General features: G+C 70.9%; 13 protein-coding genes and 1 pseudogene. 9 read left to right on the top strand and 5 right to left on the bottom strand.

From position 1 onward, the window contains the following. Positions 1-67: 67 nt before the first annotated feature. On the bottom strand, positions 68-1042 hold the full coding sequence (locus RBL05_RS09735; RefSeq protein WP_308739669.1) for a YafY family protein: 975 nt from the start codon (positions 1040-1042) through the stop codon (positions 68-70). Positions 1043-1177: 135 nt separating this feature from the next. Here RBL05_RS09735 and RBL05_RS09730 point away from each other — a divergent pair, with 135 nt between their 5' ends. The 3 genes from RBL05_RS09730 (at position 1178) to RBL05_RS09720 (ending at position 2895) form a co-directional block, all read left to right on the top strand. After that, entirely contained in the window at positions 1178-1753 is a 576-nt protein-coding gene (locus RBL05_RS09730) for a DUF664 domain-containing protein (protein WP_308739670.1), read from the top strand. Next, positions 1747-2148 carry a hypothetical protein gene (locus RBL05_RS09725; protein ID WP_308739671.1) on the top strand — a complete coding sequence of 134 codons (402 nt, stop codon included), beginning with the start codon at positions 1747-1749 and terminating at the stop codon, positions 2146-2148. The genes RBL05_RS09730 and RBL05_RS09725 overlap by 7 nt, the downstream gene beginning before the upstream one ends. 237 nt (positions 2149-2385) lie before the next feature. Further along, the gene (locus tag RBL05_RS09720; RefSeq protein WP_308739672.1) at positions 2386-2895 is read left to right on the top strand and encodes an SRPBCC domain-containing protein; all 510 of its coding nucleotides are present in this window, start codon (positions 2386-2388) and stop codon (positions 2893-2895) included. 118 nt (positions 2896-3013) lie between these two features. Here the strand turns inward: RBL05_RS09720 and RBL05_RS09715 are convergent, their stop codons facing one another. After that, positions 3014-3601 (bottom strand): MarR family winged helix-turn-helix transcriptional regulator, encoded by a 588-nt coding sequence (locus tag RBL05_RS09715; RefSeq protein WP_308739673.1) that lies wholly within the window; start codon positions 3599-3601, stop codon positions 3014-3016. A 75-nt stretch (positions 3602-3676) separates the two neighbouring features. On the opposite strand from RBL05_RS09715, the gene RBL05_RS09710 reads away from it, so the two are divergent. After that, positions 3677-5824 carry an MMPL family transporter gene (locus RBL05_RS09710; RefSeq protein WP_308739674.1) on the top strand — a complete coding sequence of 716 codons (2148 nt, stop codon included), beginning with the start codon at positions 3677-3679 and terminating at the stop codon, positions 5822-5824. Between the two features lie 67 nt (positions 5825-5891). Continuing rightward, entirely contained in the window at positions 5892-7247 is a 1356-nt protein-coding gene (gene mgtE, locus RBL05_RS09705) for a magnesium transporter (RefSeq protein WP_308739675.1), read from the top strand. Positions 7248-7256: 9 nt separating this feature from the next. On the opposite strand, the gene RBL05_RS09700 is transcribed toward mgtE, so the two are convergent. Continuing rightward, entirely contained in the window at positions 7257-8048 is a 792-nt protein-coding gene (locus RBL05_RS09700; protein ID WP_308739676.1) for an IclR family transcriptional regulator, read from the bottom strand. A 195-nt stretch (positions 8049-8243) separates the two neighbouring features. Here RBL05_RS09700 and RBL05_RS16935 point away from each other — a divergent pair. Together RBL05_RS16935 and RBL05_RS09695 are read left to right on the top strand one after the other, a co-directional pair. After that, positions 8244-8537, top strand: a pseudogene (locus tag RBL05_RS16935) (hypothetical protein); the annotation flags it as partial. Positions 8538-8650: 113 nt separating this feature from the next. Beyond that, positions 8651-8908, top strand: a complete 258-nt coding sequence (locus RBL05_RS09695; protein WP_308739677.1) for a hypothetical protein — start codon at positions 8651-8653, stop codon at positions 8906-8908. 78 nt (positions 8909-8986) lie between these two features. On the opposite strand, the gene RBL05_RS09690 is transcribed toward RBL05_RS09695, so the two are convergent. Beyond that, the gene (locus RBL05_RS09690; protein ID WP_308739678.1) at positions 8987-10396 is read right to left on the bottom strand and encodes a GntP family permease; all 1410 of its coding nucleotides are present in this window, start codon (positions 10394-10396) and stop codon (positions 8987-8989) included. A 60-nt stretch (positions 10397-10456) separates the two neighbouring features. Further along, a complete protein-coding gene (locus tag RBL05_RS09685) occupies positions 10457-11245 on the bottom strand; it encodes an SDR family NAD(P)-dependent oxidoreductase (protein WP_308739679.1) in 789 nt (262 codons plus the stop codon). A 105-nt stretch (positions 11246-11350) separates the two neighbouring features. Between RBL05_RS09685 and RBL05_RS09680 the strand changes: the two genes are divergently transcribed. Beyond that, the gene (locus RBL05_RS09680; RefSeq protein ID WP_308739680.1) at positions 11351-12268 is read left to right on the top strand and encodes an NAD(P)-dependent oxidoreductase; all 918 of its coding nucleotides are present in this window, start codon (positions 11351-11353) and stop codon (positions 12266-12268) included. Next, the gene (locus RBL05_RS09675; RefSeq protein WP_308739681.1) at positions 12258-12920 is read left to right on the top strand and encodes a GntR family transcriptional regulator; all 663 of its coding nucleotides are present in this window, start codon (positions 12258-12260) and stop codon (positions 12918-12920) included. The genes RBL05_RS09680 and RBL05_RS09675 overlap by 11 nt, the downstream gene beginning before the upstream one ends. The last annotated feature ends 30 nt before the right edge of the window (positions 12921-12950 follow it).

The following is a 12950-nucleotide window of genomic DNA, read 5'->3' as shown; positions in this document are numbered from 1 at the left end:
CGATCCGCTGCCCGCCCCCGGGGATCACTGCCAGGATAGAGCGCGCACGCCGCAGGACACAGGGGTCCTACCGCTCGGGCGCCGGCCTGGTCGACCCCGGCCCGGCCGACGCCGCCCAGCGGCCGAGCCGCCGGATCTCCTCCAGCAGCTCGGGCGGGTCGATGACCTCCACCGGCGCGCCGACCCGGGCCAGGTGCAGCGCCACCCAGGTCAGCTCGTCGGCGCCGGCGCGGAGCACGCAGGATCCCTCCCCGTCGGCCTCGAGCGTGCCGGAGCGTGCCGGGATGTGGGGTGCGATCTCGTCGTACGGGGCCAGGATCCGCACGGTGCAGGCGGTGGGATAGGCGCTGAGGGTGATCGACTCCCGCACCGCGGCCTCGATGTCCGGGACGGGGCGGTCGGTGATCGGCAGGGTCGAGGCGCTCACCTCGTGCATGCGGTCCAGGCGGAAGGTGCGCCAGTCCTCCCGCTCCAGGTCCCAGGCGAAGAGGTACCAGCGCCCCTCCATCGACAGCACCCGGCGCGGCTCGAGCCGCCGCTCGAACCGCTCGCCGTCGGCCCGTTCGTAGTCCACCCGCACCCGCACCCCGTCCCGCACCGCGGTGACCAGGGACAGCAGCACCTCCGAGCGGGCGCCGGGAGCGTGACGGGAGATCACGCCCATCGCCTCGGAGACCGCGCCGACCTCCGCGCGCACGGACGCCGGCAGGATCCGGTCCAGCGCCGCCAGCGCCCGCAGCGCCTCCTCGTCAAGCCCCTCGAGGCCGGACGAGGCGGCGAGCCGCAGGCCGACGGCGACCGCGACCGCCTCCGGGGAGCTCAGCAGCAGCGGCGGCAGGGCCCGGCCCGCGCCGAGCTGGTAGCCGCCGCCGTGCCCGGCCGAGGTCAGCACCGGATAGCCCATCTGCCGCAGCCGATCCACGTCCCGGCGGACGGTCCGCGTGGTCACGCCCATCTCGTCGGCCAGCTCGGGCCCGGTCCACACCGAGCGGGACTGCAGCAGCGCCAGCAGACGCAGCGCCCTCGTGGTCACGTCGCTCAAAGTGCCTCCTCTCCTCGCCGCGACCGGTGCGCGGTCCTGGTGATGCACAGTCTGCCCCGCTTCGCGGACAGGACCTGTCCGCACCGGTGCGGAGGGTGGGTCCTGTCAGCATCCGCACCCACCGAGGAGCACCCCATGCCTTTCCTGACCCCCGAGGCCACCGGCGAGCACGACAGCCTCGCCACCTTCGCCCAGCAGCAGATCGAGCAGGTCGCCACCGCCCTGCACGGGCTCGACCAGGAGCAGCTCGCCCTAGTCCCGAGCGCCTCCGGGATGAGCCTCGGCGCGCTCGCCCGCCACGTGCTGTTCATCGCGGGCGGCGCGGCGCTGTCCATCGCCGCCGCCCCCGGACCGGGCGCCGACCCCGAGCGCACCCCGGAGCAGCTGCAGGCCGAGGGTGGGCTCGCCCCCGACGCCCTGCGCCCCGAGGACACCCCCAAGTCCCTCATCGCGCAGCTGCACCAGGTGGGGGAGGAGCTCGCCGCCGCGATCCGCGCCGCCGACCTCGACATGCTCGCGCCCGTCCCCGACGCGCCCTGGTTCGAGGGCCGCACCCGCTGGAGCCTGCGCTGGTACGCCCTGCACCAGATCGAGGAGAACGCCCGGCACGCCGGCCACGCCGACATCCTGCGCGAGAGCATCGACGGGAAGGGCGCCTACGAGCTCAACGCGCTCGCCGCCGGCCAGGAGTGGCCGCCGGCCGGGTGGTGAGCCCGTCCCCGGACCCGCTCCCCGGCCGACCAGGCCAGACCGACCACACCGGACCAGACCGCCACGACTCCCGAAGGAGCATTGCCAGGTTCCACGACGAGACTGCACCCACGCCCGACGGCGCCGCGCCCCGCGGACGCGACGGCGACCTGCCCACCCTCCTCGTCGACCAGATCGAGTTCCACATGCGCGAGCAGGTGCGCCCGCGGCTCGAGGGGCTCACCGACGAGGAGGACTTCTACGACCCGATCGGCGACGGCGACACCTGGGCCGTCCATCCCCGCGCACCTGAGGGCGGCACGGCGCCAACCTCGATCCAGGGCGGGTCCGGGGAGAAGGTCATCGACTTCGAGTTCCCCGAGCCCGACCCCGCCCCGTTCACCACCATCGCCTGACGTCTCGGCCACGTCATCGTGGGCGTGCTCGCCGTGCGCAGCCACTCCGGACGGCCAGGGCGTGGACCCCCTGGGCAGGGAAAACGCCTGACCATAGGCTCGGCAGGGCCCCGCCGTATGAGCCGACAGGTCGACGGGCGTGCTCGTCGCCGCGCGGGGATCTACCCCGCTCCGTCCCCGGGCTACTGTGGTGCCGCCACCGCGCCGGCCCGGCCGCGACCGACCTCGGGAGAGCACATGAGCATCACCGGACGACTCGACGGCGGCGACCTCGTGCTGCGCCGCACCGTCCCCGCCTCGCGGACGCGGATCTGGCAGCACCTCACCGACCCGGACCACCTCGCCACCTGGTACGGGCCCTATTCCGGCGATCCCGCGAGCGGCGTCGTCGAGGTGACCATGACCGCCGAGCCCGGCGAGCCCTCCACCTCCCCGTGGAGCATCCACGCCTGCGAGCGCGAGCGCCTGCTCACCGTCAGCTCCGCACTCGGGGACCAGGTCTGGAAGCTCTCGCTCGAGCTCGAGGGCGGCTCCGACGGGGCCGGCGGCGCCGCGGGCGATCTCACCCATCTCGCGCTGCGCCACCACGACGTGCCCGCCGACATGGTCGAGCACATCGGGCCCGGCTGGGAGTGGTACCTCGACCGGCTCGTCGGCGCCGTCACCGGCACCCGGATCCTGGGTATGGATGTGTGGGACGCGGAGTACATGAGCCGAGCCCCCGAGTACGCCGCGCTCGCCGGCTGAGGCGCCCCGCGCTCGCAGGAGCCGGAGGAGGCTCCGGTCGAGCGCGATCAGCGCCCCGGCCGCGAGCGCGGTCACCACGATCGCTGGGCGTCGGCGCCCGCGATCGTCGGGACATCGATCAGAAGAAGCGCCCCAGGGCGTCACGGAGGTCCTCGGCGGTGTGCTGGAGGAATCTGGTCACGACCTCGCGCTCGTCGGCGGTCAGGCTCGCCGCCGCGTGGAATCGTTGCGCCTGAGCCCTGCCCATCGACGCCATGGCCGCGGCCTTCGTCTGCTCGGAGAGTCGAATGGTGCGAGACCTGCGGTCGGTCGGGTGCGCCAGACGTTCGATGTGGCCACCGCGCTCGAGACGGTCGAGCAGCTTCGTCACCGAGGCGTTCGATATCCCCAGGTGCGCGGAGAGGGTGCTCGCCGTGGGCGCCTCGCCCTTGTTCGCGGAGACGATCAGGAACTGGATCGCCTTCATGTCGGTCGTCCCGAGCCGCATGTACTCGCGGCCGGCGAGGGACAGTGCCTCCTCGGCCCGGCGCAGATCCGCCATCGCACCCATCAGGCGACCGATCTGGACGATGTCCTCACGGCTCACGTGGTCGCGGGAGATCAGCTCGGACAGCGGATCGGTCGCGTCGAGGTCGTACAGCCAGCGATGCGACCCGTCGCCCTCGGCGCCGCCGCTCGCCCCCTCGCCGTCCTCCCGATCGTCCATCCGTAAACCGTACACCAGAGAATATGTATGCTGAGCGAATAACTTCCTCAGCTAACCAGTTCCAGGAGACCCCCTGTGCCTCGCTCTCTCGCCCGCTGGCTGCGGGTTCTCGTACCGGCCGCGCTGATCGTCGCCTGGCTTGCCGCGGCCGCGGTGGGCGGGCCCTACTTCGGCCGGGTCGAGGAGGTCTCCTCGAACGATCAGACGACCTTCCTGCCGGAATCGGCCGATGCCACGGTCGTCCAGAGCCGGCTCGATGAGTTCCAGGACAGCGACTCCCTGCCCGCGATCCTCGTCTTCACCTCGGACGAGAAGCTGTCGAAGAGCGCGCTCGGCGAGCTGCAGGAGAGCCTCGACCGGGCCGCCGGCGTCGACGGGGTGCTGGAGGGCGGCTCACCGGCCATACCCTCCGAGGACGGGCTCGCCGTCCAGGCGATCCTGCCGCTGGACCCGGATGCCGAGACCGGCGAGGTGCTCGCGGAGGTCGAGGACGCGGCCACGGAGGGCATGCCGGAGGGGGTTCGCCTCCACATCACCGGCCCTGCCGGATTCTCCGCCGAGCTGAGCGAGGCGTTCGCCGGGATCGACGGCGTGCTGCTGCTGGTCGCACTCGCGGCGGTGCTGGTCATCCTGGTGCTCGTCTACCGCTCGGTGATCCTCCCCGTCGCGGTCCTGCTGACCAGCGTCCTCGCGCTCTCCGCCGCGCTGCTCGCCATCTGGTGGCTCGCCAAAGCCGGAGTCCTCCTCCTCAGCGGACAGACGCAGGGGATCCTGTTCATCCTGGTCATCGGCGCGGCGACCGACTACTCCCTTCTCTACGTCGCGCGATATCGCGAGGCTCTGCGGGAGAACCGGAGCAAGCGCATCGCCACCGGCGTCGCGCTGCGCGGCACCATCGAACCGGTGCTGGCGTCCGGCGGCACCGTGATCGCCGGCCTGCTGTGCCTGCTGCTGAGCGACCTGCGGTCGAACAGCACCCTCGGGCCGGTCGCGGCGATCGGCATCGCGTTCGCGATGCTGGCTGCTCTGACGTTCCTCCCGGCAGTCCTCTACGCGCTGGGGCGGGTCGCGTTCTGGCCGCGGCGTCCGCACTACGATCCCGAGCTGTCCGCCTCCGGCACCCAGGCCACCGCACGAGGGGTGTGGGCCGCCGTGGCACGCTTCGTGCGCCGCCACCCCCGACCGATCTGGATCATCACGACTCTGCTGCTGGTCGTCGGTGCATCCGGTCTGACGCAGCTGCGCGCCGACGGCGTCCCGCAGTCGGACCTGGTCCTCGGCGAGTCCCAGGCGCGAGATGGTCAGGTCGCGCTCGGCGAGCACTTCCCCGGAGGATCCGGCTCGCCGGTGTACGTCCTCACGCCCGAAGAGGACATGGAGGAGGTGGCGGGGGTGCTCGCCGGGAGCGAGGCGATCGATGGAGTGTCGATCACGGTCGACGGCTCCTCGTCCACCACCGCGACCCTGAGCGCTGACGGCGGCATCGAGTCGTTCGTCCCCGGCGAATCCCCGGCGGCGAGGGTCTCCCAGGGCGACGTGCTGATCCAGGCCACCCTGGTGGAAGCGGCGGACTCCGAGCAGGCCGCGGAGGACGTGCGCGCGCTCCGCGGGCCGCTGCACGAGATCTCTGAGCAGGTGTACGTGGGAGGGGTCACGGCCACCGCGGTCGACACGAACGACGCGGCCGTCCACGACCGCGATCTCATCATCCCCCTGGTCCTCGGAGTGATCTTCGTGATCCTCGTGCTCCTGCTGCGCTCCCTGCTCGCTCCCTTCCTCCTGATCCTCACGACCGTGCTCTCCTTCGCGACGGCGCTGGGCGTCTCGGCGATCGTCTTCAACCAGATCCTCGACTTCCCGGGCGCGGACGCGGCCGTGCCGCTGTACGGCTTCGTCTTCCTGGTGGCGCTGGGCATCGACTACAACATCTTCCTGATGACACGGGTCAGGGAGGAGGCCAAGGCGCACGGCACACGGGACGGCATCACGCGAGGTCTCGCCATCACCGGCGGCGTGATCACGTCGGCCGGGGTCGTGCTGGCCGCCACGTTCTCAGCGCTCGCCGTCATCCCGATCCTGTTCCTCGTGCAGCTCGCCTTCATCGTCGCGTTCGGAGTGCTGCTCGACACCTTCGTCGTGCGCTCCCTCCTGGTCCCGGCGCTGGCCGACGACATCGGCAAGAGGATCTGGTGGCCGTCTCGCCTCGCGCGCGGGGACGACTAGGCGCATCGCCCACCGCGCTCGAGGGGGCGCGGGGCCGGCCCTCGGCCACCTCGGACACAATGGCTCCGTGACCTCCACCGCCGCTCTCGACACCGTCCTCGACCTCCTGCGCACCGATCCGCAGAGCGAGGCCGAGCTCGAGCACCTCGCCCGCGAGGCGCAGCTCCTGCCCACCGGCGAGCTCGTCTACCTCGTCGGCGCCCGCCCCGCGACCGAGGCCGCCCTGCTCTTCCGTGTGCTGGACAAGGCCCGCGCTCTCGCCGTCTTCGAGGGCCTCAGCTCCGACCACCAGGCCGAGCTGATCTCCGCCCTGCGCACCCCGCAGGTCGCCGAGATCATCGGCGACCTCGACCCCGACGACCGCGCCTCGCTGTTCGACGAGCTGCCCGCCTCCGTCGCCGAGCGCCTCATGCACGGCCTGGACGCCGACGAGCGGGCGATGACCACCGCGGTGCTCGGCTACCCGCGCCACGCCATCGGGCGCTACATGTCCCCGGAGGTGCTCGCGCTGCGCCCCGAGCAGACCGTCGCCGAGGCGCTCGCCGAGGTGCGCGAGCGCGGCGAGGACGCGGAGACCGTGTACCTCCTGCCCGTCGTGGACTCCTCCCGGGTGCTGCTGGGGGTGGTGGGCCTGCGCCGTCTGCTGCTGACCGATCCGGAGGAGCGCGTGGGCGACCTCGCCCACGAGGCGGTCCGCGCCCTGGCGACCGACGACCGGGAGGAGGCCGCCCGGCGCTTCTTCGCCGCGAAGCTGCTGGCCATGCCGATCGTCGACGCGGAGGAGCGGCTCGTGGGAGTGCTCACTGTCGATGACGCGGTGGAGATCATCGAGCGGGAGAACGCCGAGGACTCCGCCCGCACCAGCGGCTCCGAGCCGCTGACCCGCTCCTATCTCGCCACCCCGATCCTGCGTGTGGTCCGCTCGCGCATCGTGTGGCTGCTGGTGCTGGCGATCTCCGCGATCCTCACCGTGCAGGTGCTGGAGATCTTCGAGGACCGGCTCGATCAGGTGGTCGTGCTCGCCCTGTTCATCCCGCTGCTGACCGGCACGGGAGGCAACACCGGCAACCAGGCCGCGACCACGGTCACCCGCGCCCTCGCCGTGGGGGAGGTGCGCGTGCGGGACCTGCCGCGGGTGGTGTGGAGGGAGCTGCGCGTCGGCGCCGTGCTCGGGGCGGTGCTCGGATCCCTCGGCTTCGTGGTCTCCGGGCTCGTCTACGGCCTGTCGATCGGGATCGTGATGGGGCTGACGCTGCTGTCGATCTGCATCATGGCCGCGATCGTCGGCGGGCTGATGCCGCTGCTCGCGAAGAGGATCGGCGCGGACCCGGCCGTGTTCTCCAACCCGTTCATCTCGACCTTCTGCGACGCGACGGGACTGATCATCTACTTCACGATCGCGACGGTGGTGCTGGGGCTGTGAGACGCGGGTTCAGCCGAGCTCCGCGACGGTGAACCCCGTCGGCGCGAGCGCCGCCACGTGCTCCCGCAGGAGCGCACCGACCTCCTCGCGCCGCGCCGCATCCATCCGCTCGATCGGTCCGGTCACGCTCACCGCGAGCGACCGCCCGCCGGGGCGCACCAGCGCGACGCCGACGCAGGCGATCCCCGCCTCGTTCTCCTCGATCTCGGAGGCCCAGCCGCGCTGCTCCGCCTCGGCGATGACCGCCGCGAGATGGGCAGATGTCACGGCGCGGCCGTCGTCGTCCCGTTCGGTGGCTCGGGCGTAGGACTCCAGGCCCGCGCCGCGGACCCCGTCGGCCGTGAGGATCGCCCGGCCCATCGCGGTGCGGGCCGCGGGCTCCCGGCTGCCCACCCGTGACCACACCCGCAGGGCGCGCTCGGGCTCGACCTTGTCGAGGTAGAGCACGTGCGGCCCGTCCAGGCGGCCCAGGTGCACCAGCTCCTGGACCTCCTGCGAGATCGCGGCGAGGGCCGGCGCCATGAGGACGGGGAGGTTCTCCTCCCGCTCGAAGCTGCTCGCGAGCAGCGGGAGCGCAGCCCCCAGGCGGTAGGTCTGGTCCGTGACGGCCTGCTCGGCGAAGCCCCGATGCATCAGCGCGCGCAGCAGCCGGTGCGCCGAGGCCTTGTTCAGGCCGCTCTCGGCGGAGATGTCGCGCAGGGTCATCCCCTCGGGCCCCGCCTCGGCGAGGACCTCGAGCAGGGACAGCGCCTTGTCGACGCTGCCGACGGGGGAAGGGCCGGGGGAGGGCGTCGTCGTCATGGGGTCCATTCTCTCCGGGGCTGCCCCCGCTGCCTCGACGTCGAGAGCTGGATCCTCGAGAGTCGTTGCCGACGGGGTCCCGCGCTGTCCGTGTGTGTCACGCCTAATGAAGCTAGCGTTTCGAAGAGTGGAACGCAAAGCAGTGGAGCCACGCTGACAACTGCGTCGGGCCGGTGCGAAGCCGTTGCATCCCCAATGACCGCATCAACTAGCTGTCGGTTCCGGACGTCGTCTACTGATCGAGGACGCATCCCCTCGATGGACACGAACATCGCGATGCTGCGACTCATGGGCGGTTCGGGCGCGCCGATGGGACAGGGCGAGGTCTGCACGGCGATGCAGTCCGGGATCCTCGAGGGCGGCGAGAACAACGAGTCCATCTACGCGAGCCTCTCGCACGACGAGGTCGCGCCGTACTACTCGTGCACACCGCACCTGATGTTCCTTGACTACCTCATCTCCAGCCCGGGAACGCTCGACCGGATGGAGCCGCAGTGCCGCGACTTCCTCGAGCGGGACATCCTCGCCACCACCGAGGAGGAGGGCGAGTTCTGGCGGGGCGGCGGCCGAAGCGCGCTTCTCCGTCTTCTCCGCGCCCGCCCATGCCTCGTCGTACCGAGTGCTACCTCTACTCTGACCTCCCCCAGGAGCCGCTGCCGGCGACGCACCCGATCACCGCGCTCGACAACGTCGTGCTCACGCCCCATGCCGCTTGGTACACGGAGCAGTCCTACACCGAGCTCAAGCGACGCGCCCTGGAGGGCGTCGCCGATGTGCTCGCCGGGCGCAGTCCCAGGAACCTCGTGAACCCCGACGTCCTCGAGCATCCGCGATTCGCGCGGGTCGACGCGCAGGACTGATCTCGCCGTGTAGGCGACGGTGAAGAGAGAGGCGCCTCCGCGGTTTCCGCGGAGGCGCCTCTTCCTGTGCGCAGCAGGTCAGACGAGGGAGATGATCCCGTAGATGACCAGGACCAGCACGAACCCGGTGAGGGACTCGATGGTCTGCTGCACGGTCCAGGTGCGGAGGGTCGTCTTCACGTCCATCCGAAGGAGCCTGGAGACCAGCCAGAACCCTGAATCGTTGACGTGTCCCGCCAGCACGGAGCCGGCGGCCAGGGCGAGCACGATGCACGCCACCTGCAGCTGACTCAGATCGCTCGCGAGCACTCCGGGCGCGACCAGCGCTGCAGCTGTGGTCAGGGCGACCGTGGCCGATCCCTGGGCGACGCGGATCGCCGCGGCGATGATGTAGGCCGCGAGGATCAGCGGAATGCCGAGCGCCGAGAGCGAGTCGGCGATCGCGTCACCGATCCCGGTGGCTCGCAGCACGCCGCCGAACATGCCTCCCGCGCCGGTGATGAGGATGACCGAGCAGACCGGGCCGAGCGCGTTGTCCAGCGTCCGCTCGATCGCCGTGCCGCTCTTTCCGCGGCGGAAGCCGAGCAGGGCCGTCGTGGCGATCACCGCGATCAGCAGGGCCACCGGGGTCTGGCCGAGCATGCGCAGAGCCTCGACCCAGCCGGCCTCGGCATCCACCACGCCGGCGGTGCCCAGGGCGTCCAGGCCGGTGTTGAGGAGGATCAGGAAGAGCGGGAGCAGCAGGAGGAACACCACGGTCCCCGGTCCCGGGGGATTCTCGATCTCCTCCTCCTCGCCGGTCAGCTCGCCGAACACTGCATCCGGGACGTCCACGAAGAAGCGCCTGGCGGCGACCTTGCCCCAGAGATGGCCGGAGACCCACCAGATCGGGAACACGACCAGGAGGCCGAGCAGCAGCACGTACCCGAGGTTCGCCTCGACGAACTCCGTCGCGGCGACAGGGCCCGGGTGCGGCGGCAGGAACACGTGCATGGTGGACAGCGCTGCCGCGACCGGAAGTCCGACGGCGATCAGGTTCATCCCGAGCCGCCGCGCGACGGCGTAGACGATCGGGATCATCAGCACGAAACCGGCATCCATGAAGATGGGGAAGCCGATGAACAGCGAGGCGACGCCGAGGGCGAAGGGAGCGCGGTGCTCGCCGAAGACGTCGATCATCTTCTCGGCGAGGGCGCGTGCTCCCCCTGAGGTCTCCACGAGCGCGCCGAGCATCGCTCCGATCGCCACGAGGAGCGCGACGTTCCCGAGGGTGCTGCCGAAGCCGGCGACGAGCGTGTCCACGACGTTGCCGACGGGAATGCCGGCTGCGAGCGCGGTCAGGAGGCTGACGATGATGAGCGCCAGGAAGGCATGCACCTTGAAGTGCATCACCATCAGCAGAAGCAGGAGGACGGCGACGACTGCGACGCCGATGAGGCCGCCGGTGCCGAGCCAGCTCTCCCAGCCGGTCTCTTCTATCCACTCCATCGTGGTTCCTTTCTGTCGGGCAGGACAGAAGCGCCTGCCCAGGTGGGATGGGGAGGTCGGTCAGGCGATGTGGGAGCCGCCGTTGACGTCGTAGGTCACGCCGGTGAGATAGCCGCCCTCGCGACCGAGGAGGAAGTTGATGACACCGGCGACGTCGTCGACGGTGCCGACTCGTCCCACAGGGAGCTCCTTCAGGAGGAACTCCTTGCGCTCGTCGGTCAGTCGGCCGCCCATGATGTCGGTGTCGATCGAGCCGGGGGAGACGGTGTTGGCCGTGATCCCGTAGGGGCCGAGCTCCCGCGCGAGGGTCTTGGCGATCCCCATGAGCGCGGCCTTGGACCCGGAGTACGCCGCACGGCCGTACACCCCGCCGCCCCGCTGCGCAGAGGCGCTAGCGATGTTCACGATACGACCGAGGGAATGCTCCACCATGATCGGAGCGACGGCACGGGTCACGTAGAAGGTGCCGTTGACGTTGATGTCGATGACCCGCTTCCACTCCTCCGAGGTGACCTCGAGGAACGGGACGGGCGAGGAGACTCCCGCGTTGTTCACGAGGCCGACGATCTGCGGCAGCTCGGCCTCGATGCGGGAGACGGCCTCGACCACCGCCTTCTCGTCGCTGATGTCGACCCCGAGGCCGAGGGTGGGAACGCCGTGCCGATCGGCGACCTCCGCCGCGACGCCCTCACTGGCCGCCTGGTCGAGATCGATCACCGCGACGGCCCAGCCGTCCTTTGCGAGTCGATGTGCGGTCGCGCGGCCGATGCCGCGCGGGGACGCGGCCCCGGTGACGATCGCCGTGGGGGTGGTGGGGAAATCGGATGCCGGGTAGGGCGTCAGCGCCATCGGGGCTGCCTCCTCGCAGTGGGACGTCTGGCCGGACCAGATAGTACACAATATATAATCAGGCCGGAGTGTTCCCGCAACCATCGACGACAAGGTGTGTATGTCATGGCCAGCACGACAGCGGTCCTCGGGCTCGGTCCGATGGGCGCACCGATCGCTCGGAACCTGCTGCGCACCGGGATCCCGCTCCAGGTGTGGAACAGGACCCGCGAGATCGCTCGGCCGTTCGCGGACGAGGGCGCCGAGGTCCGCGACGAGCTGGCCAGGATCGACGCGGCCGTGATCCTGTCGGTCCTCCCCGATGTGCCCCATCTGCGCGGGAACCTCACCGAGGAGGTCCTGGAGGCATGGAGCCGCGTCCGGCCGCTCCTGGTGATCATGTCGACGACGTCGCCTGCGCAGGTGGAGGAGCTCGCCTCCGACCTCGCGCCGTGGGGCATCCGCGTGGCCGACGCACCGATGTCCGGCGGGGATCGCGGGGCGCGGGAGGCGACCCTCAGCCTCATGGTCGGTGCCGAGGAGCGGGACTTCGTCGAGCTCGAACCCGTCCTGCGAGCGCTCGGCCGCACTGTCGTCCGCTTCGGGGATCCCGGCACCGGGTCGCTGGTGAAGCTCGCGAACCAGGTCGTCGTGGCCGGAACGCTGAGCGCGATCGGCGAGGCCATCGCCCTGGCGGAGCGGGCAGAGGTGGACCCGAGGCTGCTCGTGGAGGTGTTCGAGGGAGGACTCGCCTCCAGCGCAGTGCTCTCCCTGAAGAAGGAGAAGCTGCTCGACGGCGACTACAGCCTGGGCGGGAGCGCCGCCAATCAGCTCAAGGATCTCGTCTACGCCTCCGATGCCGCTGAGCGGCTCGAGGCACACGCTCCGCTGACGCGCATGCTGAAGGGAGTCTTCGACGAGATCGTGCAGTCCGGAGAAGGGGAGCAGGACCACGGCGTCGTGCTCGAGCATTTTCGCCGAGGCGCAGGCCGGCGCAGCAGAGCATCAGCTGTCGCCGAAGACGAGGAGAATCATGGTGGATGAGACAGTCGCGCGAGTCCCGCTGACCGACGCCGTCCACGATCGACTCCTGGAGATGATCATGGACGGGTCCCTCGCCCCCGGGGCGCCGCTTCGCGTCCAGGCCCTGGCGGCACGCCTCGGCGTGAGCCAGACCCCGATCAGGGAATCCCTCGGTCGACTGGCCGGATCTCAGCTGGTGGTCCGGGCGCCGATGCGCGGCTACGCGGTCGCGCCACTCCTCTCCGACAAGGAGGTCGTCGAGCTCATGCATGCGCGGCTGCTCCTCGAATCGGAGATCGCCGCCCAGGCCGCAGGCGCAGAGGGGCTCGACAACGCCCTTCGGGAGAACCTGGAGCGCTCGCGCCGAGTGGAGGTCGGGCCGGCCTACGAGCACTATCGCGAGTACCTGGAGCTGAGCGCCGAGTTCCACACCCTCATCGGGCAGGCGTGCGAGAACAGGTTCCTCCGCTCCGCGCTGGATTCGCTGCCCGTCCACGTGCAGCGCTTCCGTCTCTTCGGCCCCGAGGGTGTCGATGACGTCCAGGTGTCCCTCGCCGAACACGACGCGGTGCGGCGCGCGCTCGCCACCGGCGACCCGGAGAGCGCCCGGCGCGCTGTGGAGGAGCACATCCGAGGAGTCGAGGCGAGGTCGAGACACTCCCTCGAGCGCTGACCGGCGCACGGGATCCGGCGTGGAGTCCTC

This window comes from Brachybacterium sp. GU-2 (genome assembly GCF_030866705.2).
In the GTDB taxonomy this organism is placed as follows: Bacteria; Actinomycetota; Actinomycetes; order Actinomycetales; family Dermabacteraceae; genus Brachybacterium; species Brachybacterium conglomeratum.
The sequence above is the reverse complement of the archived record's forward strand: the minus strand, read 5'-3'. Positions and strand labels throughout refer to the sequence as shown.